Below are 22,557 nucleotides of genomic sequence, written 5' to 3' on the forward strand. Positions count from 1 at the left end.
AGAGGCCTGGTGTGGGGAGCGCAGCGTCGGATCACCGGCGTGAGCGACCGGTACCTCAGAAGCGGTCGAGGGGCCGGGGCACGGCACTCGAGCTTGGGTCCAGCGCGTCGATGATGGGGTCGTCGAGGCCAGAGTACCCGGCCGACTCGATCACCGGATCCCACCGAGACAGCACTGCGAGCAGCGCCTTTCCACGGCGGGACCGCGGCCTGTGTGTGTCCGGGCCCCGGTCGCGGGCCGCGCGACGTGTCCTGTCGCCGCGCAGTTCGTACGCGACCTCTCACCATGCCGTGTCGTCCCCTTCGCCGAGCAGGATCTCGCCGAGCCGTTCCGCTCCCGGTGTGGCGCGGCCGTGCAGGGATTGTTCCGCCCAGATCACTTTGCCGGTGGGTGTGTAGCGGGTGCCCCATCGCTCGGTCAACTGGGCGACCAGGAAGAGTCCGCGGCCGCCCTCGTCGGTGACGTTCGCCCGGCGCAGCCGGGGCGAGGTGCTGCTGCCGTCGGAGACCTCGAAGATCAGGGCGCGGTCGCGGATCAGCCGGACGGTGACGGGCTCGCCGCCGTAGCGAACGGCGTTGGTGATCAGCTCGCTGAGGACGAGTTCGGCGGTGAAGGCCAGCTCCTCCAGGCCCCACTCCGTCAGCCGGTGGACGCAGGCGGTGCGCCCCGGGGCCACCGCCGCCGGTTCACGGGGCACGTGCCACTCGGCGACCTGTGCGGGACCGAGCCGACGGGTGCGGGCCACCAGGAGCGCGATGTCATCTGTGGGCCGATCGGGCAGCATGGTTTCCATCACCGCCGCGCAGGTGGCCTCCGGAGTGCGATCGGGCCCCGTCAGAGCACCGCGCAGGGCCTCCAGACCGGCGTCCGGGTCGCGGTCGCGGCCGACGATCAGACCGTCGGTGAAGAGCACCAGCCGGGAACCCTCGGGCACGGTCAGCTCGCCGCTCTCGAAGGGCAGGCCGGCGCCCAGCCCCAGCGGCGGGGAGACGGGTACCTGGGGGAAGTCCACGGTCCCGTCCGGATGGACCACCGCCGGTCCCGGATGGCCCGCGGAGGCGACGGCCAGCCGTCCGGACACGGGATCGTAGACGGCGTACTGGCAGGTCGCGCCGGTGATCGCCTGTCCGCCCTCGTCGGCGTCGATCTGGGCCACCAGCTCGTCCAGCCGGCCCAGCAGCTCCTCCGGAGGCATGTCCAGGCTGGAGAAGTTGTGAACGGCGGTGCGCAGCCGGCCCATGGTGGCCGCGGCGTGCAGGCCGTGGCCGACGACATCGCCGACCACCAGCGCCACCCGGGCGCCGGACAGCGGAATGACGTCGAACCAGTCCCCGCCCACCCCGGCCTGGGCGGGCAGGTAGCGGTGGGCCACCTCGAGGGCGGACTGCTCGGGCAGCCCGCGCGGCAGCAGGCTGTGCTGCAGGGTGACGGCCATGGTGTGCTCGCGGGTGTAGCGGCGGGCGTTGTCGATGGACACCGCCGCGCGGGCGGCCAGCTCCTCGGCGAAGGACACGTCCTCGTCCTCGAACGGTGGGGAGGCGTCGGCCCGCCAGAAGTCCGCCATTCCCAGCACCACCCCGCGGGCCTGCAACGGGACCACGAGCAGGGAGTGGATGCCGTGGTCGAGGATCCGCCGGGTGCGTGCGGGATCCTGGGCCTGCCAGCGGTCGGCATCGCTGAGGTCCCTGACCAGGATCGTCCGGCCGTCGGCCACTCCTCGGGAGACGGGGTGGGAGTCCGTGAACCGGATCAGCTCGCCGACGGGAAAGAGCAGCGGGGCCTCGTCCGGACCCGTGACCGCGATACGGCGCATCTCCGTGGGCGCACCGGAGGACTCCTCTCCGTGCAGGACCGGGTCCAGCAGCTCGACGGTGGCGACGTCGGCGAACCGGGGCGCCGTCACCTCCGCCAGTTCCTCGGCGGTGCGCTTCACATCCAGCGTGGTGCCGATCCGCAACCCGGCGTCGTGGAGCAGTCTGAGCCGTTCGCGTGCCCGCTCGGCCCTGTCGGCGAGAGCCCGCAGCTCGGTGGTGTCCCGTAGCGTCACCGCGCTGCCGACCGGTCCGCGAGGTGCGGTGGGCCGCTTGTTGACCGCCAGTAGCCGGTCGGCCGCCGGGTACACCTCGTCGGTGGCCGGGCGGTCGGAGGCCAGCAGCTCGGCAAGTTCCCCCTCCGGCCCCAGGTCGGTGATGTGGCGGCCTTCGGCGTCCGCGGGCAGGTCCAGCAGCCGCCGCGCCTCGCAGTTGGCCAGCAGCAGCCGACCGTCTCCGCCGATGATCAGGACTCCTTCTCGTACCGCGTGCAGCACCGCGTCGTGGTGCTCGTACATCCGGGTCATCTCGGTCGGGCCCAGGCCGTGGGTCTGCCGCCGCAGCCGCCGGCTCACCAGGCCGGCTCCTCCTGCGGCGATGGCAAGGGCTCCGGCGGTGGCGCCGAGCAGGACCGGCAGCTGCTGGTCCAACGTGTGACGCATCTTCTCGACCGTGACGGGAACGGCGACGACGGCGACAACGGATCCGTCAGGAGCCGTGACGGGCACGGCCGAGACCACGGAACGCCCCAAGGACCCCTGGAAGGTCTTGGTGAACGCCTTGCCGGCCGCCGCCTCCGCATAGGGGCCGATGACGTGCTTCCCGATCTGGCTCGGGTCGCTGTGGGTGATGGTGATCCCATCCAGCGTGTACACGATGACAGCGTCGACGCCCGCGGCCTTCCGGGCGGCCTCGGCGTGCGGCTCCAGTACTGCGGTCGGGTCGGGGCTCTTCAGCGCCGCCACGATCCCGGGGGAATGCGCGAACGTCGCCGCCGTCGCGAGCGTACGGCTGTTGGCCTCCGCCATGGTGTCGCGTTGCGCCTGCACCACGAGCGCCACCAGGGCAGCGACGACGAGCAGCACCACGACCGCCAGCTGCAGGAGGAAGACCTGGCTGGCGAGGCTGCGCACGCTCAGCCGGAGCCACAGGCGCCGCGGCGGCCACCACCCCTCTCCACGGTGCGACCGATCGCGTTCTGGCCGCCCGTGTCCCGGGCGGGAATCCCGACCGGGCCCAAGGGGCCGGGAGGGGTCGGACACCCCGTGACCACCTTGACCCGAAATTCCACGCATATTCCCTTTCTATCGCTTCTGCGTCAGTGACCACGGACTGGCCATCTCGGGCCGAGCCCAGCCCGAGCCGGTGAACTGTCAGGGCTTCAGCTCGTGCCGCGCTGCGTGCACGTGCGCGGTGCCTGCGGCGAGGCCTTCGAGCGTGGTGAACGCAACGGCTGGAAGTAGTGGGCGAGCGTCCAGGCGCCGATACGGTCGCCGGCCCGGCACCCGGCCACGTCCGCCGAGCGGAAGTGGATTCCCGCCCAGACGCGGGCGTTGATCATGTCCTGGTTGAGCTGGTCGGCGTATGCGTAGTGCCGTGTGGTGCCGGTGGCCTCGGAGGAGAAATTGAGGTCGAGGCGTGTCGTGCCGAGGATCCCGCTCAGGGTCCGGGTCACCGCGCCGGTGACCGTGGCGTGGCCGCTGAGGTAGTCGGGGTGCGGTGGCGTGACGAGCAGCGGCCGCCATTGCGGGTCGGCCTGGGTGGCCGGGTTGCCGTCGGTGTCGGCCAGTTGGACGGCGATGATCGGCCGCCAGCGTCCGTAGTGGAGTTCGACGTCCCACGCGGTGACGACGGCGTCGGTTGCCGAGGTGTTCGCCGCGGCGAACATCCGCGCCGTCTCGGCGATGCCCAGGTGGTGCCGAGCGGTGTGGTCCCGGAGCGCCGCTTGAATCTGCACCGCCAGATTGCCCCCGAAGAGCAGGGCGGTCTCGGTCTGGAACGCGGTGCGGGGCGAGCCGGTGCTCGCCCCCATGATCTTCACCTCGTTCACGTCCTGGGCGTAGCGCGCCGAGGACAGGGCGGGCCGACTTCGTGACGGTGCGACCGGGCGCCGTGCCGTTTCCGTGTTCTCGTTTGCCGTTACGGCAACAGAAGTGGCTCTTCTCCGGTGCGTCGGCGCAGGCTGGAGTCCTCCGGACGAGAGGCTCATCACCATGGCACACCACCACGACCACGACACCGACATCGACTGGGCCGTGATGGCTCCGCTGCTCGAGGCGCAGGCCGAGCTGTTCGCTCCGCTGTACGAGCGGGTCATGGCCTGGCTTGCGGAGGAGGTGACCGCGCCCGGCCAGATCGTCGACACGGGCAGTGGTCCGGGTGTCGTCTCCTGTCTGTTCGCCGAGGCGTTCCCGAGCGCGCGGGTCGTCGCGGTGGACGGCTCAGAGCCGCTGCTGGAACGGGCGCGGGCCAGGGCCGCACGGCTCGGGGTCGCCGACCGCTTCGCCACGATCACAGGTGAACTCCCGGACGTGTTGGGGGATTTGGACTACCCGGCCGACCTGCTGTGGGCGAGCAACAGCCTGCACCACCTCGGTGACCAGCGGGCGGCTCTCACCGCGTTCGCCGAGCGACTGGCGCCCGGCGGCACCGTGGCCCTGCTTGAGGGCGGGCTTCCCGCGCGGTTCCTGCCCCGGGACGTCGGCATCGGCCGCCCGGGGCTGCAGGCGCGGCTCGACGCGGTGGAGGCGGAATGGTTCGCGCGGATGCGGGCCGCACTGCCCGGTGCCGTCGCCGAGGCGGAGGACTGGCCCGCGCTGCTGACCGCCGCGGGACTGAAGCACACCGGCACACGAAGCTTCCTGCTGGACCTGCCCGCGCCGGCATCGGACCGGGCGCGCGCCTACGTCGTCGCGTCCCTGACCCGACTTCGTGAAGCCCTCACGGACGGCCTCGACGCCGAGGACCGCGCCACCCTCGACCGGCTCCTCGACCCGGAGGACCGGGCGAGCGTGCACCACAGGAACGACGTGTTCGTGCTGAAGGCGCACACCGTGTACACCGCCGTCCGGAGCATCTGAGCCTAACCGTCGCGGCTCTTGACTTGGAGAGCGCTCCAAGTGATGGACTCCCGGCGTTCACCGGGACACAGGGGGTAAGGTGAGCCGCCCCGCCCGCAACCGTCTGCTCGAACGCACCGCCGCCGGCCTGCTCGCCCAGCCGGACCGGCCGGTGCTCCGCGACACGATCACCGCCTGGTGCGAGAGCGGCTTCAACCTCGTACGGGCGTCCGCGGCGCTGCACATCCACCGCAACACCGTGGTCTACCGGATGAACAAGTTCGAGGAGATCACCGGCCGTCCGCTGCGTGAGCACCGCGCCACCCTGGCCCTGTACCTGGCCTGCCTGGCGGACCAGGTGGGCGGCGGCACGGCCTCGGGCGCGGGCTGATCCCGTCCGGCCGGTCCTCCGGGGCCGCGGACTCCTCAGCCCATGTCGAACGCCGCCGGGTCGGGACCGAGGCGGCGGTCCTCGTTGAGCGCGCTGATCGCCGCCATGTCCTCCGTGTCCAGCGAGAAGTCGAAGACCTCGATGTTCTCCCTGATCCGGGCAGGTGTCACGGACTTCGGGATCACGACGTTGCCCAGCTGGATGTGCCAGCGCAGCACGATCTGGGCCGGGGTGCGGTTGTGCTTCTGGCCGATGGCGACGATCGCCGGCACGTCGAGGAGGCCCCTGCCCTGGCCGAGCGGGGACCAGGCCTCGGTCGCGATGCCCTGCTGTGCGTGGTAGTCGCGTGCCGCGTGCTGCTGCAGATGCGGGTGCAGCTCGATCTGGTTGACCGCCGGGATCACCGACGTGTGGGCGGTCAGCGTCTCCAGGTGCTCCGGCAGGAAGTTGGAGACACCGATAGCCTTGGCGCGGCCGTCCGCGTTGATCTTCTCGAAAGCCTTGTACGTCTCGACGAACTTGCCCCGGGACGGCAGCGGCCAGTGGATCAGATACAGGTCCACGTACTCCAGGCCGAGCTTCTCGAGCGACACGTCGAAGGCGCGCAACGTCGTGTCGTATCCCTGGTCGCTGTTCCAGAGCTTGGTGGTGATGAAGAGGTCCTTGCGCGGGATGCCGGAGGCGGCCACCGCCTTGCCGACGCCCTCTTCGTTGCCGTAGATCGCCGCAGTGTCGATGCTGCGGTACCCGGTCTCCAGGGCGGTGGCGACGGCGCTCTCCGCCTCGTCGTCCGGAACCTGCCAGACGCCGAAGCCCAGCTGGGGCATCTCGACGCCGTTGTTCAGGATGATCGGGGGGACCTTGCTGCTCACGGGCTCTCGATCCTTCAGTCGTCGGGTGGTACTCCCATCGTCAACGATCACGGCCTGCCCTGCATTCCTGACCGGCCGTTTCCCCGTGGAATCTCGACGTCGCCCCAGATTGGCCAGAAATGGATCCGACCTTATCGGTCCGGACCATTGACCGGGTCCCGTCATGCCCCAACTCTGTATCCCGGGCACCGAACGAGTCAGTGAACGTGGTGCATGTATGTGAGCATCAGCAGCCTGCCTGACCCTTCTCTGCGCTGATCCACCCCCCACCCATCCGGAAAGCAGGTACGCACATGAACGGGAAGTACAAGGGTCGCCAGCCGGAACCACGCATTCGCGAAACATCCGAGGAAAGGTTCTGGGAGGCTCCCGACTGTCTGGTCGTGGAGACGGCCCTGGAGGTCACCGCCTACGCACTCGGCGACCGCTAGCCGACCGGTGGCCGCACCGTGACCGCGACATCCCTGCGCGACGACGGTGTCACAAGCCCTTGGGGAACCGCCAGGACCGCTACCGCAAGGCGGCCCTGAAGATCCGCGACCGGCTCGACACCTACCCGCGCACCTCCGACGGTGGCTTCTGGCACGCGGACACCAGCAGCCGGGCGCACCAGCTCTGGTCGGACGGCGTCTACATGGTGAACCCGTTCCTCGTCGAGTACGGCAAGGAGTTCGGGGACGCGACGTACGCGAAACGACGACATCCTGATCGGCCGGACCGACCTCGAACCGCTGCACGACAAGTGGACCGACGTCGACTTCCAGATCAAGGCCGGCAACGGCACGGCGGGCTCGGTCCGCTGGATCCTCAAGAGCGGCTCGACGACGGTCCTCGACAAGTCGAAGTCGGGCGTCGACACCTTCCTGGCCGACCGAGTGCGGCCCAAGTGGGGCATCTACCGCTCCCTGGGCGACACCTCCGGGTCTCTGCAGGACACCTACCTCCTGCTCACCGATCTGCGCGGCTACCAACTGGTGTGAGGAACCGTCACATGCGACCCGCCACCGTCCCCATGAGACGGGCGGCGGCGATCGTGATCGCCGTCTTCGCCGTCGTCCTCGGACTCTCCCACCCTTCGGCCCTCGCGGCCCCGCGGCCCGCGCCCCGCGCCGGCGTCTACGACATACGTGCCTACGGCGCCAAGGGCGACGGCTCCACCAACGACACCCCCGCCATCGACAAGGCCATCACGGCGGCCAACACGGCCGGCATCGGTACCCGGCCGGCGTACGGCTGGTACCTCCACAACGCGGACGACGTCACCTTCACGGACAGCTCGGTGAAGTTCGCCGACCGCGTACTACGTCGGCACCCACGGCCGGCTGCGCACGGTCACCAAGGTGCCGGGCGCCGACCAGCTGTGGCTGTCCACGACGAACTGCGACAACAACGGAGGTGCGGCGGACGGATCCGACAAGATCTTCCGCGTGACGATCAACTAGGCGGTGCCGCGGGGGCGCTGTAGCGGGCTCAGGCCCGGTACAGCGCCTCCACCTCGGTCACATAGGCGTTCTCGATCGCCTTGCGCTTCAGCTTCAGCGACGGCGTGAGCAGGCCGTGCTCCTCGGTGAACTGGTGCGCGAGGATGCGGAACGTGCGGATCGACTCGGCCTGGGAGACCAGTGTGTTCGCGGCGACCACGGCGCGCCGCACCTCGGTCTCCAGATCGGCATCGCGCACCAGCTGCGCCGGGGACAGCTTGGGTTTGCCGCGCATCTGCAGCCAGTGCTCCACGGCCTCCGCGTCGAGCGTGACCAACGCGGCGATGTAGGGGCGGTCGTTGCCCACGACGATGCACTGCGCGACCAGCGGGTGGTCCCGTACGCGCTCTTCGAGCAGCCCGGGCGAGACGCTCTTGCCGCCGGAGGTCACCAGGATCTCCTTCTTGCGGCCGGTGATGGTGAGATAGCCGTCCTCGTCCAGGGAGCCCAGGTCGCCGGTGGCGAGCCAGCCGTCGTGCAGTGCCTCGTCGGTGGCCTTGGGATTGTTGAGGTAGCCCTGGAAGACATGACCGCCGTGCAGCCAGATCTCGCCGTCGTCCGCGATGTGCACGGTCGTGCCCGGAATGGCCTGGCCGACCGTGCCGTACCGGGTGCGCTCCGGCGGGTTCGCGGTCGCCGCCGCCGTCGACTCGGTCAGGCCGTATCCCTCGTAGATGTGCACGCCGGCGCCCGCGAAGAACAGCCCGAGCCTGCGGTCCATCGCCGAGCCGCCGGACATCGCGTGTCGCACCCGGCCGCCCATCGCGGCACGGATCTTGGCATAGACGACCTTGTCGAAGAACTGGTGCTGCATGCGCAGGCCCGCGGACGGGCCGGGGCCGATGCCCCACGCCTTCGCCTCGACCGCATCCGCGTATTTGACGGCGACCTCGACGGCCTTCTCGAAGGGGCCCGACTTGCCCTCCTTCTCGGCCTTGCGGCGGGCCGCGTTGAAGACCTTCTCGAAGATGTACGGCACGGCGAGGAAGAACGTCGGCCTGAACGCGGCCAGGTCGGGCAGCAGCGCCGCCGCGTTCAGTTGGGGCTGGTGGCCGAACTTGACCTTGCCGCGGATGGCCGCGACCTGCACCATCCGCCCGAAGACATGGGCCAGCGGCAGGAACAGCAGCGTGGCCGCCTCGTCGCCCTTCTTGGAGTGGAAGACCGGCTCCCAGCGCTCGATGACCGTGTCGGCCTCGAACATGAAGTTGCCGTGCGAGAGCACACAGCCCTTGGGGCGGCCGGTGGTCCCGGACGTGTAGATGACCGTTGCCGTCGACTCGGGCGTGACCGCCTGCCGGTGCCGGTGCACCACGTCGTCCTCGATGTGCGCGCCCGCGTCGTACAACTCCTGAACGGCGCCCACATCGAGCTGCCACAGCCGGTGCAGCTGCGGCAGCCGGTCGATGACCGTGGCGATCGTCATCGCGTGGTCCTCGTGCTCCACCATCGCGGCCGACGCCTGCGCGTCGTGCAGCATCCAGAACACCTGTTCGGCCGACGAGGTGGGATAGATGGGCACCACCTGGGCGCCGATCGTCCAGAGCGCGTAGTCGAAGAGGGTCCACTCGTAGCGTGTTCGGCACATGATCGCGACCCGGTCCCCGAACCGGACCCCCTGCGCCAGCAGACCCTTGGCGAGTGCGAGGACCTCGTCGCGGAACTCGGCGGCTGTCACGTCGCGCCACCGGCCCTCCTCGTCCTTGCGGCCGAGGGCGACACGGAGCGGGTCTTCTTGGGCATAGTCGAAGACGACGTCGGCCAGACCGCCCACCGGCGGCGCCGACGCCAACGGAGGGTTGGTGAACTCGTGCAATCCCCGCTCCTTGTGGCGCTCCGCACAGCGCCGTGAAAGCTACCCCACTGCAGGGCCCGGCGGGAGGGGGGAGGCATCCGGGGCACTTGCGGCAAACGCACAGGTCAGCCGGAGAAAATAACCGCACATGGGGAAGGGTCGGACAGAATTCCTTACGGCCGCGTAGGTTCCGGACCCGTAATCTCCACGGAATCTGTACGACGCGATTACGGCACCCCGCACCCTACTCGCGAGTAGCGCCGAGGCGGTGGCCGACCGCGTGGGCCACCGCCCGCGCCGTTCAGCCCTGCGTCGCCGTCTCCTTCAGCGTCTGGGGCGCCGATCGTGTCACTTGGGTCCGCGGCGACCGCACCAGGAGCAGCACCAGGGTCCCCGCGATCATCCCCGCCACGCCCGCGACCACCAGAGCCGCATCGAGGCCGGAGGTGAAGGCGCTGCGCAGGGCGTGCTCCGAGAACCGGCCACGCAGTGCCCCGGCACCACCGCTTGCCAGGGCGTGCGCCGCGTCGTGCGGCAGCGTGTCCCGCATACGGGAGGTCAGTACGGTGCCGAAGGCGGCGACCCCGAGCGCGTACCCCAGTTGCCGGACCGTGTTCACCGCGCCGCCCGCCATGCCCGCCCGCTCCGGCGGCACCGAGGCGAGCGCCGCTCCTGCCACGGTGGGCGACACGAAGCCGGTGCCGATGCCCACCAGGACGAACCCCGGCACCAGCGCGGTCCAGTCGCTGCCCGCATCCAGGACGGCCTCGCAGAAGCACCCCGCGCCGATCAGCAGCAGCCCGCCCCCGACGGTCAGCCGCGCCGGTACTCCGTGCAGCAGCCGGCCGACGAGGACCGCGACCACCATGGCGGCGATCGTCAGCGGCAGCAGTGTGAGTCCGCCGCGCGCCGGACTCATGCCCAGCAGCGTCTGTGTCCAGATCGCGAAGTACGGCGTCACACCGAACGCCACGCCGCTGAAGGCGAGCGCGCCCGCCATCACACCCACGAACGCGGGCTCGCGCAGCAGCGAGAGGTCCAGCAGTGGATGCAGAACCCGGCACTCCACCAGCACGAAGGACACCAGGGCCAGCGCGGCGACCGTGAACGAAGCCAACGTCACCGACGAGGTCCAGCCGTCCTCCCCGGCACGCACCACCGCGTAGGTCGTCCCCCCGGCGAACCCCGCGAACGCGACCGTGCCCGCCCAGTCGATCCGCATGCCGCGCGGCCCCCGCGACTCCGGAACCGCTCGCAGCATCAGCCACACCGCGGCCACGCCGACCGGCAGGTTCACGAGGAAGATCCACCGCCAGCCGGGTCCCTCGGTGAGCAGTCCGCCGAGGGCCGGCCCCACCGCCGCGGCCACGCCGCTCACCGCGCCCCACACACCGAGCGCCGCCGACCGCTGCCGGCCCTGGTACACGGTGCCCAGCAGCGGAAGTGTGGTCGCGAACATCGCGGCTGCGCCCATCCCTTGCAGCGCCCGGGCGGCCACCAGCGTGCCGGGCCCGGACGCGAGCCCACACATCAGCGACGCCACCGCGAACAGCGCCACGCCCGCGACGTGCACCCGGCGCCGCCCGAGGACGTCCGCGGCGGCCCCGGCCCCCAGCAACAAGGACGCGAGCGCGAGCGCGTACCCGTCGACGACCCACTGCAGATCGCTCAGCGACGCGTGCAGCGCTTGCGCCATGTCCGGCAGGGCGACGATCACGATCGTCACGTCCAGCAGCAGCATGAACGTGCTCAGACACACCGCCATGAGCGGTCTCCACGTGCGCATGTACCTACTCCCTGTGCGATCGATGCGTATGACTCCCTACGATGAGCTGATCGCGGCCGATCGCGGTGGATGACGACGCCCGAACACCGGAATCCGACAGAGATGGGATGGATGGAGATGGAATCCCTCGCCCTCGATCAACTGGACCTGCAACTGCTGTCCGCGCTGGAGGTCGACGGCCGGGCCTCCTTCAGCCGGATCGGAGCGGTGCTGGGCGTCTCCGACCAGACGATCGCGCGCCGCTTTCGCAGGCTGCGTGCCGAGGGCGGACTGCGGGTCGTGGGGATCCGTGATGCCCACCGCCTCGGCCAGGACCAGTGGATGCTGCGCGTTCGCTGCGCCCCCGACACCGCGCTGACCATCGCGGACGCGCTCGCGAAGCGCCTCGACACGTACTGGATCGGACTCGCCTCCGGAGGCACCGAGGTCCTCTGCCTGACCCGTCCGCGCAGTCGCGGCGACCACGACGAACTGCTGCTCGGCAAACTGCCGCGCACGCCGAGCGTGGTGGAGATACGCGCCCATCAGCTGCTCCACCGGTTCTACGGCGGGGTGGACGGCTGGGTCCGCAAGTTCCGCGCACTCACCGACGACCAGATCGCCGCCCTCAGCCCCTACCCGCCTCCCGACCCGGGGCCGGTGGGTATTCACCCGGAGGACGAGCCCCTGTTGGCCGTTCTCGAGCGGGACGGACGCGCCACCTACCCCGAACTCCAGCGCGCCACCGGCCGCTCCGAGTCCGCGGTCAAACGCCGACTGAACACGTTGCTCGCCTCCGGTGCCGTGTACATCGACGCGGAGTACAACCCGGACCTGTTCGGCTATCCCGTCGCCGCCGTCCTCTGGATCACCGCCGCCCCCTCCGCCCTGCACTCCGTCGGCGAAGCCCTCGCCGCTCACGACGAGATCGCCCACGCCTCCGCGACGGCGGGTCCCTCGAACATCGTCGCGACCGCGTTGGCCAGGAGCACACGGGATCTGTACGCCTATCTGAGCGGCCCCCTCGGGCGCCTGGAAGGCGTCCAGCACGTGGAGACGACACCGTTCCTGCGCCGGGTCAAACAGCTCACCTATCAGCGCCTGCCGCGTTAGGCACGGTGGTCCGGCCGGCGCCGCCCCGCCGCCCTCCCGGCCCTGTCGTACGGCGGCCCTTCCCGAACGTCGTTCGCGCAACGCGTGCTCAGCCTCGCGATCTTCGCGGTGGTGGGAGGCGTCGCCACGGCGATCATCGCGGGGATCGCCTACGACGCCATCCCGGGGCCCTTCCTCGCTCTCGCGGGCGTCTCACACTCATGGCGGGAGCGGTGGCGGCCGGAACCGCCCTCCTCATCCGCATGTTCGGTGCGTTGGTCGTCCCGCTGGGCTCGATCTTCATGCTGGTGATGGGCAATGCCACGAGCGGCGGCGTCCTGCCCCCGTCCTTCCTGCCGGGCTGGCTGCAACCGCTGGCCTCCGTGATGTATCGAACCGAACACGCTGTGTGCGTCCTCGGTGCGACGCGGCGGGGCGTGTCGTTCGGGGCCGCCCGGCGCTCCCGTCCGGCCTCGGTGCGCGTTCGTCCGCGGGTGCAGCCGGTCCCCGCCCGCCAGGATCGCCGCCGCCAGCGCCTGGGCAGCGTTCCGCGCCGGGCCCGGGCGGCCTGCGTGGACCAGGACGAAGTCGACCTCGCCCAGCTCCGGCAGGCCCGCCCGCTCGGGGACGCGCACCAGGCCCGGCGGGATCAAACCGCGGGAGTGCGCCATCACACCGAGGCCGGCGCGGGCCGCCGCGATCAGCCCGTTGAGGCTGCCGCTCGTGCAGGCGATGCGCCAGGCTCGGCCCTGTTCCTCCAGGGCCGCGAGGGCACGGGCGCGGGTGATGCCCGGCGGTGGATAGATGATCAGCGGAACCGGTCGGTCGGGGTCCAGGCGCAGCCGCTCCGCGCCGATCCACACGAGTTTGTCGTGCCAGACGAGTTCGCCGTGCGGGTCCTCGGGCCGCCGTTTGGCGAGCACCAGATCGAGTCGGCCCGCCGCGAGCTGTTCGTGCAGCGTGCCGGAGAGCTCGACCGTGAGCTCCAGGTCCACGTCGGGATGCTCGTACCGGAACCCCTCCAGGAGCTCCGGCAGCCGGGTCAGCACGAAGTCCTCCGAGGCGCCGAACCGCAGCCGCCCCCGAAGCCGTGTCCCGGTGAAGAAGACCGTCGCCTGCTCGTGGGCCTCCAGGATCCGCCGTGCGAATCCGAGCATCGCCTCCCCGTCCTCCGTCAGCTCCACGGAGTGGGTGTCCCGGAGGAACAGCTGCCGTCCCGTCGCGTCCTCAAGCCGCCGCACGTGCTGGCTCACCGTCGACTGGCGCAGTCCGAGCCGCCGGGCGGCCTGCGTGAAGCTCAGTGTCTGGGCCACCGCCAGGAACGTACGCAGGTGCGAAGGGTCGTACATGCCTCGAGCTTATCGCGAAGCGTGATGACAGTCAGAGCGGTATGAAGGATTCCCGATCAAGCGGCGGAGGAGGACGATGGAGAGGGCACGACCGTGTTCGGTACCGGACGTACAGAAAAGTAGTGAAGCACTGTGAATCGCCTGCAATGGCCGCGTTGGATGCCCGTCGACCCGTACATCCTCCTGCTGCTGGGGACCGTGGGGCTCGCGGCCCTCCTCCCCTCGCGGGGCACGGCCGCCGACGTCGCCTCGGGCGCCTCCACCGCCGCGATCGCCTTCCTCTTCTTCCTGTACGGAGCCCGGCTCTCCACCCATGAGGCACTGGCCGGCCTCAAGCACTGGCGGCTCCACGTCACCGTGCTGGCCTGCACGTTCGTGGTCTTCCCGCTGCTGGGCCTCGCCGCGCGCGGCCTGGTGCCGGTGTTCCTGACGCACCACCTCTACACCGGCCTCCTCTTCCTCATGATCGTCCCGTCCACCATCCAGTCGTCGATCGCCTTCACCTCGATCGCACGTGGGAACGTGCCCGCCGCGATCTGCGCGGGCTCCTTCTCCTCCCTGGCCGGCATCGTCATCACCCCGCTCCTGGCGGCGGCGCTCCTCGGCAGCAGCGGCGGCGGATTCTCCGCGGACTCGCTCGTCAAGATCGTGCTGCAGCTGCTGGTGCCGTTCCTCGCCGGGCAGGTACTGCGGCCCTGGGTCGGCGGCTTCATCACGCGGCACAAGAAGGTGCTCGGGCTCGTGGACCGCGGCTCGATCCTGCTGGTCGTCTACACCGCGTTCAGCGAGGGCATGGTCCAGGGCATCTGGCACCAGGTGAGCCCGCTCAGGCTGGGCGGCCTTCTCGTCGTGGAGGCGGCGATCCTCGCCGTGATGCTCGCCCTGACCTGGTACGGCGGCCGGGCGCTGGGCTTCGGCCGGGAGGACCGCATCGCGATCCAGTTCGCCGGGTCCAAGAAGTCCCTCGCCTCCGGACTGCCCATGGCGAGCGTCCTGTTCGGCACGCACGCCTCCCTGGCGGTGCTCCCGCTGATGCTCTTCCACCAGATGCAGCTCATGGTCTGCGCGGTGATCGCCAAGCGCCGCTCCCGCGACCCACGGCAGCCTCAGGTCAGCCCCGGAACAGTCGCAGCGTCCCGAACCGCGGTCGGCACAGGGACACGTTCCGGCTGACCTTCGTCTGCGCCGGGGCAGCCGTCGCCGTCGGCCCGGTCGTCGGCGCGCGTGGCGTCGTCGCCATACCGCGTGAACTCGGCGTTCAGCGCGCCGCCGCGCGCGGCCGCGCCATGGTGGCCGACGCCCTCGCCGCCGAGGGCCTGCGTATGTGCCACCGCGTGGTGCTCTCTGCCGTCCGCGACCTCGCCCCCGTCGCCCAGGCCGACCTCGGCCGCAGCGTCGGACTTGGCCCCAAGGACCTGATCGGCATCCTGAACGACCTGCAGGCCGTGCGTTTTGTCGTGCGAGAGCCGGACCCCGAGGCCCGCCGCAAGAACGCGGTGTCGCTGACCGAGGAGGGCGCACGGCTCCTGAAGCGCTGCGGGAAGTCGGCCCGGGAGGCGAACGACACGCTGCTCGCCCCGCTCTCGACGCCCGAACGTGATCGGTTCATGGAGCTGTTGATCCGGATTTCCGGTACGGACGGCTGACTGCGGATAACGTTCCGTCATGACCGCACCCCACGCGCTCGACCCCGCGCGCACCGCCCTCGTCCTCGTCGACCTGATGGACCGCATCGTCGCCCTGCCCCTGGAGCCCCGCAAAGGCACCGAAGTCCTCGCCACGGCCGAGGAACTGGCGGGCGCGTTCCGTTCGGTCGGCGCTCCCGTCGTCCTGATCCGCGTCGAGCGTCCCGGCCTCGCCGAACAGCCGTCCGGCAGCGGACTGGTGCCCGGGTTGCTCCGGGACGGCGACCTGGAGGTGGTGAAGCGGACGATCGGCGGCTTCCAGGGCACGGGCCTCGATGAGCGTCTGCGTGAACGCGGCATCACCACCCTGGTGTTCGGCGGTATCGCCACCAACCTCGGTGTCGAGTCCACCGCCCGTGCCGCCGCCGACCTCGGCTACGAACTCGTCTTCGTCGAGGACGCCATGACGGCGTTCACCACCGCCGAGCACGAGGCGTCGGTCAGGCTCGACTTCCCGCGGCTGGGATCGGTCGTGGCCGCCTCCCGGGTGCGGCTCACGTCCGGCTGACGGCTGACCGTCAGACCAGCAGTCCGCCGCCGTCCACGACCACCACGGAGCCGGTGCTGTAGCCGCCGCGCATCAGATACAGGTACGCCTCGGCGACGTCCGCGGGCTCGCCCACCCGCCCGACGGGGAGCGACGCGGCGGAGGACTCGTACAGCCCGTCCCGGTCCTCCTCCGGCAGATCCCGCCACAGCTCGGTGCGGACCACACCGGGGGAGACCGCATTGACCCGGAGCGGCGCGAGCTCCAGTGCCAGCGCCCGGGTGAGCGACTCCATCGCGCCGCACAGGCTCGCCGCGACGGTCGTACCGGGCATCGGCCGACGCCCCGCCGTGCCGGTGGTCAGCACGATGGAACCGCCCCTGCGGATCGAGGACGCGCCCTGCTTGACGGCCGTGTACGCGCCCCACAGCCGGGTGTCCAGGAAACGCCGGGACCGCGCCAGGTCCGACTCCGCGAGGCTCTCCATCAGCAACGACTCACCGGCCGTGTAGACCAGGTGGTCGAAGCCGCCGATCCGCTGGAAGAAGTCGCGCACCCCGGCCTCGTCGGTCGCGTCGAGCACATGTCCTTCGGCGCCCTGGGGCAGCCGCTTCAACGCGGCGTCCACGCTCTCCTGCCGGCGTGAGGCGACCACCACCTCGGCCCCCTCCCGCGCGGACGCCTCCGCGACCGCGAGCCCGATGCCCGAGGTGCCGCCGATCACGGCGATCCGCTGTCCTTGCAGGCTCATGCCGGTGTTTCCTTCCTGCTGGTGCGACGTCACGCTGGTGCGACGCGCTTGGGTCTCGTGATCCAGCCTGTGGCCGCCTCCACCCCGCTGTCCAAGACCTCTTTCGGCTGCGGCGATACCCTGAAGGCATCGCCACCGCTACGACGGCGCTACGACGGAAGGGGCGGCCATGGACCTCGACCTGCGAAAGGTGCGCTACTTCACGGCGGTCGCCGAACAGCTGCACTTCGGGCGCGCGGCCGAGAGTCTGCACATCGCGCAGCCCGTGCTGAGCCGTCAGATCCGTGCTCTGGAGAAGGACTTGGGTGTCCCTCTCTTCGAACGGGACAGCCACGGGGTGACGTTGACGGAAGCGGGTCGGCAACTCCTCGAGGATGCACGGCATCTGCTCGCGAGCGCGGACGCCACCCGGCGCCGAGTGCTCAGGGCAGCGCGTGGCCCGCGCCGCCTCGTCGTCGGCTTCCGGGCGGGTGTCGTCGTCACCCAGGCACTGCGCGCCTTCGGCGCCGCGCACCCGGACGTCGAGGTCACGGCGCGCCGCGTCGAGTGGGACGACCAGGAGCAGCTGATCCTGGACGGGACCGTCGACCTCGCCTACGTCCGCCGGCCCATCCGCGAGCACGGCCTGACGCTCGTGCCGCTGTTCAGCGAGGCGCGCGTGGCCATGCTGCCCGCGGATCACCGGCTCGCCGGCAAGCAGGAGCTCGCGCTGGCCGACCTGGAGGGCGAGCAGTGGTTGCGCTACTCCGACCCGCGGCCGGACGACCTGCCGATCCGGACCATCGAGGAGAAGTTCGAGTGCGTGGCGGCGGGCGCGGGCATCACGCTCGTGCCGGAGTCGGTCGCCGCACAGTACTCCCGACCGGACATCGCGTACGTGCCCGTCCCCGACGCGGAGCCCGACCAGGTGTTCCTCGCCTGGGCCGCGGACCGCAGGTCACCGCTGATCGCCGCTTTCGTGGCGATGCCCCGCGAGTGAGCCGAAGGAACGCCCGTAGGGGAACGAGCCAAAGAACACGGCGGGGCCCCTGCGGCGCAGGGGGCGCTCCCCGCCGGCCGGGGCCCCGCCGCCGTGACGCGGGAACCGGTCAGCCCCGGGTGGCCGCGGCCCGCAGGGCGATGCGGTCCTCGCCCGCGTACACGTTCATGGAGCTCCCCCGCAGGAAGCCCACCAGGGTCAGGCCGGTCTCCGCAGCCAGGTCCACGGCCAGCGACGACGGCGCCGAGACCGCGGCGAGGACCGGGATCCCCGCCATCACCGCCTTCTGCGCCAGCTCGAAGGAAGCCCGGCCCGAGACCAGCAGGACGGCGCGGGACAGCGGCAGGTCCCCGTTCTGCAGAGCACGGCCGACCAGCTTGTCGACCGCGTTGTGCCGGCCCACGTCCTCGCGGATGTCGAGCAGCTCGCCGTCCTCGGCGAACAGGGCCGCCGCGTGCAGACCCCCGGTCCGGTCGAACACCCGCTGCGCAGCCCGTAGCCGGTCGGGGAGGCTCGCGAGCAGCTCGGGTTCCACCCGGACCGGGGGCGTGTCGGCGATGGGCCAGCGCGCCGTCGTTCGGACCGCGTCCAGGCTCGCCTTGCCGCACAGCCCGCAGGACGAGGTGGTGTAGACGTTGCGCTCGAGCGTGATGTCGGGGATCGCCACGCCGGGCGCGGTCTTCACGTCCACCACGTTGTACGTGTTGGATCCGTCCACCGTGGCGCCCGCGCAGTACACGATGTTCTGCAGGTCCTGCTGCCGGGCCAGCACGCCCTCGCTGACCAGGAACCCGGCGGCGAGCGCGAAGTCGTCGCCGGGGGTGCGCATCGTGATCGCGAGCGGTTTGCCGTTGAGTCTGATCTCCAGGGGTTCCTCGGCGACGAGCGTGTCCGGTCGCGTGGAGACAGCCCCGCCCCGGATGCGGATCACCTTGCGTCGTTCCGTGACTCGTCCCATGTCCTGATCAGCCCCGGTTCTCTACGTGCTGGTGGCCGAAGCGGCCCTTGATGCGGAGATTGCCGTGGGTCACCGCGTTGTCGTGCGCCGAGGTGACCTTGACGATCCCATTGTCCTGCACGTGCGGGGTGAGACGGCAGCCCACCCCGCAGTGGGCGCACACCGTGGTGGCCGTAGTCGCGTGCATACAGCGATTCTGCGCGCTCCGCGGCCGGCGTGGGTCCTGGGTTCGCGTTTCCTCATGCGGCGGTCCTCAGCGCGAGCAGGTCCGAGATGGCGTGGACGGTGCGCAGGGTGGGCACCTCGACGCCGGTGATGTCCGCCAGCTCGACGACGGCTGCCAGGAGTACGTCGAGTTCCAGCGGTTTGCCGCGCTCCAGGTCCTGGAGCGTGGAGGTGCGGTGGTCGCCGACGCGTTCCGCGCCGGCGAGGCGTCGTTCGATGGAGACGCCGACCGTGCAGCCGAGGGCCTCGGCGACCGTGAGTGTCTCGCGCATCATGATCTCGATGACCTTGCGGGTGCCGCCGTGCAGGCACATCTGCCGCATGGTCGCGCGGGCCAGTGCGCTGATCGGGTTGAAGGAGATGTTGCCGAGCAGCTTGAGCCAGATGTCGTTGCGCAGGTCCGGCTCCACAGGGCACTTGAGCCCGCCCGCCTGCATGGCCTCGCTGAGGGCCAGACAGCGGGGCGAGATGCTGCGGTCGGGTTCGCCGATGGAGAACCGGGTGCCTTCGAGGTGGCGGACGACTCCCGGGCCCTCCAGCTCGGTCGCCGCGTAGACGACGCAGCCGATGGCCCGTTCGGGCGCGAGCACCGCACTGACCGCGCCGTCAGGGTCCACGCTCTCGACGCGGTGGCCGTCGTAGGGGCCGCCGTGCCGGTGGAAGTACCACCAGGGGATGCCGTTCTGGGCGGCCACGACCGCCGTGGTGTCGTGCAGGAGCGGCTCGATCAGCGGCCCGCACGCCGCGTACGAGTTGGCCTTCAGGCCCAGGAACACGTAGTCGACCGGGCCGATCTCGGCCGGGTCGTCGGTGGCGTGGGCGTGCGCGGTGAAGTCACCGCGCGCGCTGAGCACCTGCACTCCGTGCCGCCTCATGGCCGCCAGGTGCGGTCCACGGGCGACGAGGTGCACATCGGCGCCCGCGCGATGGAGCGCGGCGCCGACGTAGGCGCCGATCGCACCGGCGCCGAGAACTGCGACTTTCACGGGAACGCTCCGTTCGGTCGAGGGAGTACCGCGGAGGTGAGATGTGCCGAATGTTGTCGACGAAATATTGTCTACAGTATGGAAGTGGGGTCGGCAAGGGCCCGCGCGGCACCGGAAGCCGTCGGGTACGACCGTTCGTCGCACTCTGGATACCGCTCACCGCATACGGTCGACCCGACGGTTCTCAACCCCCTTCCGTCTTCGTACCGTTCGGGATCATGAGTCCTCCTGTCGCTCCCCCGGGATGGAGCCGCTGGCTGGTCCCGCCCGCCGCTCTCTCCGTCCACCTCTCCATCGGCCAGGCCTACGCCTGGAGCGTGTTCAAGCCGCCCCTCGAATCGGCACTCCACCTCAGCGGCACCGAGAGCGCGCTGCCCTTCCAGCTCGCCATCGTGATGCTCGGTCTGTCCGCCGCGTTCGGCGGCACGCTCGTCGAGCGCAACGGACCGCGCTGGGCGATGACCGTGGCCCTGGTGTGTTTCTCCACCGGCTTCCTGATCTCCGCTCTGGGCGCGGCGACCGAGCAGTACTGGCTGATCGTCCTCGGCTACGGATTCGTCGGCGGCATCGGCCTCGGCATCGGCTACATCTCGCCCGTCTCGACGCTGATCAAATGGTTCCCGGACCGGCCCGGCATGGCCACCGGCATCGCCATCATGGGTTTCGGCGGCGGCGCACTGATCGCCTCGCCCTGGTCGGCCCAGATGCTGCAGTCGTTCGGCTCCGACCACTCCGGGATCGCGCTCGCCTTCCTCGTGCACGGTCTGTCGTACGCCGTCTTCATGTCGCTCGGCGTCCTGCTGGTGCGGGTGCCGCGCAGCGAGAAGCCGGTCGAGACGGGCCCGAGCGCCTTCGAGGGCGTGCAGGTCTCCGCCCGCAACGCCGTGCGGACCCCGCAGTTCTGGTGCCTGTGGATCGTGCTCTGCATGAATGTGACCGCCGGTATCGGCATCCTCGAGAAGGCCGCCCCGATGATCACGGACTTCTTCGCGGACACCTCGACCCCGGTGTCGGTCACCGCGGCCGCCGGCTTCGTCGCCCTGCTGTCGGCGGCCAACATGGCAGGCCGCATCGGCTGGTCCTCGACCTCCGACCTGATCGGCCGCAAGAACATCTACCGCGTCTACCTGGGTGTCGGCGCTCTCATGTACCTGCTCATCGCGCTGTTCGGCGACTCGTCGAAGCCGCTGTTCATCCTGTGCGCGCTGGTGATCCTCTCCTTCTACGGCGGCGGCTTCGCGACGATCCCCGCGTATCTGAAGGACCTCTTCGGGGCCTACCAGGTCGGCGCGATCCACGGCCGGCTGCTCACCGCCTGGTCCACCGCCGGTGTCCTCGGTCCGCTGATCGTGAACTGGATCGCCGACCACCAGAAGGAAGCGGGTAAGCACGGGTCCTCCCTCTACAGCCTGTCCTTCATGATCATGATCGGGTTGCTGGTGATCGGCTTCGTCGCCAACGAGCTGGTCCGGCCCGTCCACCCCCGCCACCACATTCCCGCACCGAAGGAGGCCGCCGATGGTCGGCGAGAGCAACCCGCCTGAGCGGCGGGGGTTGATCGTCTTCTCCTGGCTGTGGGTGGGGGCGCCCCTGTGCTACGGCCTGTACGAACTCGTCCTGAAGGCGAAGCAGCTCTTCACCGGGTGACGCCGTGACGGCCGTTCGGGAGATCCTCGGGCGTCCGGGAGTGTGCGGAAGCAGACAACACGGGCGCCCCATTCCTGTCGCTTCACGTGCCGTCGTACCCATGAGTCACTGATCAGACTGGGGGATCCCGCTACCCACGGCAACGAGGGGATCCACCATGAACGGCTCGCGCATCGCCTCCGTCGGCCACTATCAGCCCGCCAAGGTGCTCACCAACGAGGACCTGGCGGGCATGGTCGACACCAGCGACGAGTGGATCAGGACCCGGGTGGGCATCCGGACACGCCACATCGCCGGGGCGGACGAGCCCGTCGACGAGCTGGCCGCGCACGCCGCCGCCAAGGCGCTCGCCGCGGCGGGCCTGGCACCCGGCGACATCGACCTGGTGGTGGTCGCCACCTCCACGGCCGTCGACCGCTCGCCGAACACCGCCGCCCGCGTCGCGGCCCGGCTCGGCATCCCGTCCCCGGCGGCGATGGACGTCAACGTCGTCTGTGCCGGCTTCACCCACGCGCTCGCCACCGCCGATCACGCCGTACGCGCGGGCGCGTCCACGCGGGCGCTGGTCATCGGCGCCGACAAGATGTCCGACGTGACGGACTGGACCGACCGTACGACGTGCGTGCTGGTCGGGGACGGCGCCGGGGCCGCGGTCGTCGAGGCGTGCCCTCCCGGTGCCGAACCCGGGATCGGTCCGGTGCTGTGGGGCTCGGTGCCCGAGATGGGGCGCGCGGTGCGCATCGAGGGCACGCCTCCGCGGTTCGCGCAGGAGGGGCAGAGCGTGTACCGGTGGGCGACCACCCGGCTGCCGCCCATCGCGCGCCAGGTCTGCGAGCGGGCCGGGACCGCGCCGGAGGACCTCGCTGCGGTCGTACTGCACCAGGCGAACCTGCGGATCATCGAGCCGCTCGCCGAGAAGCTCGGCGCCGTCAACGCGGTCGTCTCCCGTGATGTCGCCGAGTCCGGGAACACGTCGGCCGCGAGCATCCCGCTCGCCCTGTCGAAGCTGGTGGAGCGCGGGGAGATCTCGACGGGCGACCGGGTGCTGCTGTTCGGCTTCGGCGGGAACCTGTCGTACGCGGGGCAGGTCGTCCGCTGCCCGTAGGCGGCCTTGGAAGCGCGGTGTGACAAGCCCAACTCCCCGTGCCCCTGTTCAGTGTGCGCCGTAGACTGTAGACGAAAGACACTGGCTTTACGGCTGCTGCTCTGCCGCTGCCCTGGAGG

At 70.6% G+C, this 22,557-nt stretch carries 20 protein-coding genes and 4 pseudogenes; 14 read left to right on the plus strand and 10 right to left on the minus strand.

Features of this window, described 5'->3' with window-relative positions:
- Positions 1–280 precede the first annotated feature (280 nt).
- Both ACZ3TS_RS06020 and ACZ3TS_RS06025 read right to left on the minus strand, forming a co-directional pair.
- Positions 281–3,106, minus strand: a complete 2,826-nt coding sequence (locus ACZ3TS_RS06020; protein ID WP_467614019.1) for a SpoIIE family protein phosphatase — start codon at positions 3,104–3,106, stop codon at positions 281–283.
- Between the two features lie 86 nt (positions 3,107–3,192).
- Positions 3,193–3,861, minus strand: a complete 669-nt coding sequence (locus tag ACZ3TS_RS06025; protein WP_467614021.1) for a vanadium-dependent haloperoxidase — start codon at positions 3,859–3,861, stop codon at positions 3,193–3,195.
- A gap of 163 nt (positions 3,862–4,024) precedes the next feature.
- On the opposite strand from ACZ3TS_RS06025, the gene ACZ3TS_RS06030 reads away from it, so the two are divergent.
- On the plus strand, positions 4,025–4,891 hold the full coding sequence (locus ACZ3TS_RS06030) for a class I SAM-dependent methyltransferase (RefSeq protein WP_467614023.1): 867 nt from the start codon (positions 4,025–4,027) through the stop codon (positions 4,889–4,891).
- 79 nt (positions 4,892–4,970) lie between these two features.
- Complete coding sequence (locus ACZ3TS_RS06035) at positions 4,971–5,261, plus strand: PucR family transcriptional regulator (RefSeq protein WP_467614024.1); 291 nt, start codon at positions 4,971–4,973, stop codon at positions 5,259–5,261.
- A 35-nt stretch (positions 5,262–5,296) separates the two neighbouring features.
- Here the strand turns inward: ACZ3TS_RS06035 and ACZ3TS_RS06040 are convergent, their stop codons facing one another.
- A complete protein-coding gene (locus tag ACZ3TS_RS06040; protein ID WP_467614026.1) occupies positions 5,297–6,133 on the minus strand; it encodes an aldo/keto reductase in 837 nt (278 codons plus the stop codon).
- 293 nt (positions 6,134–6,426) lie between these two features.
- On the opposite strand from ACZ3TS_RS06040, the gene ACZ3TS_RS06045 reads away from it, so the two are divergent.
- From ACZ3TS_RS06045 to ACZ3TS_RS06060, 4 genes and pseudogenes are all read left to right on the plus strand, one after another.
- A complete protein-coding gene (locus tag ACZ3TS_RS06045) occupies positions 6,427–6,564 on the plus strand; it encodes a pyrroloquinoline quinone precursor peptide PqqA (protein ID WP_467614028.1) in 138 nt (45 codons plus the stop codon).
- Positions 6,565–6,635: 71 nt separating this feature from the next.
- A pseudogene (locus tag ACZ3TS_RS06050) lies at positions 6,636–6,824 on the plus strand (glycoside hydrolase family 88 protein); the annotation flags it as partial.
- A 4-nt stretch (positions 6,825–6,828) separates the two neighbouring features.
- Positions 6,829–7,113: pseudogene (locus ACZ3TS_RS06055) on the plus strand (Tat pathway signal sequence domain protein); the annotation flags it as partial.
- A gap of 11 nt (positions 7,114–7,124) precedes the next feature.
- Complete coding sequence (locus ACZ3TS_RS06060; RefSeq protein WP_467614123.1) at positions 7,125–7,598, plus strand: hypothetical protein; 474 nt, start codon at positions 7,125–7,127, stop codon at positions 7,596–7,598.
- Between the two features lie 5 nt (positions 7,599–7,603).
- Here ACZ3TS_RS06060 and ACZ3TS_RS06065 read toward each other — a convergent pair whose 3' ends face one another.
- Together ACZ3TS_RS06065 and ACZ3TS_RS06070 are read right to left on the minus strand one after the other, a co-directional pair.
- Positions 7,604–9,430 carry an AMP-dependent synthetase/ligase gene (locus tag ACZ3TS_RS06065; RefSeq protein WP_467614030.1) on the minus strand — a complete coding sequence of 609 codons (1,827 nt, stop codon included), beginning with the start codon at positions 9,428–9,430 and terminating at the stop codon, positions 7,604–7,606.
- Positions 9,431–9,710: 280 nt separating this feature from the next.
- Positions 9,711–11,195 (minus strand): MFS transporter, encoded by a 1,485-nt coding sequence (locus ACZ3TS_RS06070; protein ID WP_467614032.1) that lies wholly within the window; start codon positions 11,193–11,195, stop codon positions 9,711–9,713.
- Between the two features lie 111 nt (positions 11,196–11,306).
- On the opposite strand from ACZ3TS_RS06070, the gene ACZ3TS_RS06075 reads away from it, so the two are divergent.
- On the plus strand, positions 11,307–12,287 hold the full coding sequence (locus ACZ3TS_RS06075) for an Lrp/AsnC family transcriptional regulator (protein WP_467614034.1): 981 nt from the start codon (positions 11,307–11,309) through the stop codon (positions 12,285–12,287).
- A gap of 473 nt (positions 12,288–12,760) precedes the next feature.
- Here the strand turns inward: ACZ3TS_RS06075 and ACZ3TS_RS06080 are convergent.
- Positions 12,761–13,615, minus strand: a pseudogene (locus ACZ3TS_RS06080) (LysR substrate-binding domain-containing protein); the annotation flags it as partial.
- A gap of 159 nt (positions 13,616–13,774) precedes the next feature.
- On the opposite strand from ACZ3TS_RS06080, the gene ACZ3TS_RS06085 reads away from it, so the two are divergent.
- From ACZ3TS_RS06085 to ACZ3TS_RS06095, 3 genes are all read left to right on the plus strand, one after another.
- The gene (locus ACZ3TS_RS06085; protein WP_467614035.1) at positions 13,775–14,788 is read left to right on the plus strand and encodes a bile acid:sodium symporter family protein; all 1,014 of its coding nucleotides are present in this window, start codon (positions 13,775–13,777) and stop codon (positions 14,786–14,788) included.
- Positions 14,789–14,901: 113 nt separating this feature from the next.
- Positions 14,902–15,261: a MarR family winged helix-turn-helix transcriptional regulator gene (locus ACZ3TS_RS06090; RefSeq protein ID WP_467614037.1), complete on the plus strand. Its 360-nt coding sequence runs from the start codon at positions 14,902–14,904 to the stop codon at positions 15,259–15,261.
- 19 nt (positions 15,262–15,280) lie between these two features.
- Complete coding sequence (locus ACZ3TS_RS06095; RefSeq protein ID WP_467614039.1) at positions 15,281–15,808, plus strand: isochorismatase family protein; 528 nt, start codon at positions 15,281–15,283, stop codon at positions 15,806–15,808.
- 10 nt (positions 15,809–15,818) lie between these two features.
- On the opposite strand, the gene ACZ3TS_RS06100 is transcribed toward ACZ3TS_RS06095, so the two are convergent.
- Entirely contained in the window at positions 15,819–16,538 is a 720-nt protein-coding gene (locus tag ACZ3TS_RS06100) for an SDR family oxidoreductase (protein ID WP_467614041.1), read from the minus strand.
- Between the two features lie 169 nt (positions 16,539–16,707).
- Here ACZ3TS_RS06100 and ACZ3TS_RS06105 point away from each other — a divergent pair, with 169 nt between their 5' ends.
- The gene (locus ACZ3TS_RS06105) at positions 16,708–17,517 is read left to right on the plus strand and encodes a LysR family transcriptional regulator (protein WP_467614042.1); all 810 of its coding nucleotides are present in this window, start codon (positions 16,708–16,710) and stop codon (positions 17,515–17,517) included.
- Positions 17,518–17,626: 109 nt separating this feature from the next.
- Here the strand turns inward: ACZ3TS_RS06105 and fdhD are convergent, their stop codons facing one another.
- The 3 genes and pseudogenes from fdhD to ACZ3TS_RS06120 all read right to left on the minus strand — a co-directional run bounded on the left by fdhD (position 17,627) and on the right by ACZ3TS_RS06120 (position 19,686).
- Positions 17,627–18,475, minus strand: a complete 849-nt coding sequence (gene fdhD, locus ACZ3TS_RS06110) for a formate dehydrogenase accessory sulfurtransferase FdhD (protein ID WP_467614043.1) — start codon at positions 18,473–18,475, stop codon at positions 17,627–17,629.
- Positions 18,476–18,482: 7 nt separating this feature from the next.
- Positions 18,483–18,653 (minus strand): annotated as a pseudogene (locus tag ACZ3TS_RS06115) (2Fe-2S iron-sulfur cluster-binding protein); the annotation flags it as partial.
- Positions 18,654–18,714: 61 nt separating this feature from the next.
- The gene (locus ACZ3TS_RS06120; protein ID WP_467614045.1) at positions 18,715–19,686 is read right to left on the minus strand and encodes a 2-dehydropantoate 2-reductase; all 972 of its coding nucleotides are present in this window, start codon (positions 19,684–19,686) and stop codon (positions 18,715–18,717) included.
- Between the two features lie 218 nt (positions 19,687–19,904).
- Here ACZ3TS_RS06120 and ACZ3TS_RS06125 point away from each other — a divergent pair, with 218 nt between their 5' ends.
- From ACZ3TS_RS06125 to ACZ3TS_RS06135, 3 genes are all read left to right on the plus strand, one after another.
- The gene (locus ACZ3TS_RS06125; protein WP_467614047.1) at positions 19,905–21,230 is read left to right on the plus strand and encodes an OFA family MFS transporter; all 1,326 of its coding nucleotides are present in this window, start codon (positions 19,905–19,907) and stop codon (positions 21,228–21,230) included.
- Entirely contained in the window at positions 21,205–21,333 is a 129-nt protein-coding gene (locus ACZ3TS_RS06130; RefSeq protein WP_467614049.1) for an MFS transporter small subunit, read from the plus strand. Before ACZ3TS_RS06125 ends, ACZ3TS_RS06130 begins: the two co-directional genes overlap by 26 nt.
- A gap of 157 nt (positions 21,334–21,490) precedes the next feature.
- Positions 21,491–22,438 carry a beta-ketoacyl-ACP synthase III gene (locus ACZ3TS_RS06135; protein ID WP_467614050.1) on the plus strand — a complete coding sequence of 316 codons (948 nt, stop codon included), beginning with the start codon at positions 21,491–21,493 and terminating at the stop codon, positions 22,436–22,438.
- Positions 22,439–22,557 lie beyond the last annotated feature (119 nt).

This window comes from Streptomyces sp. NPDC022910, from assembly GCF_055561075.1.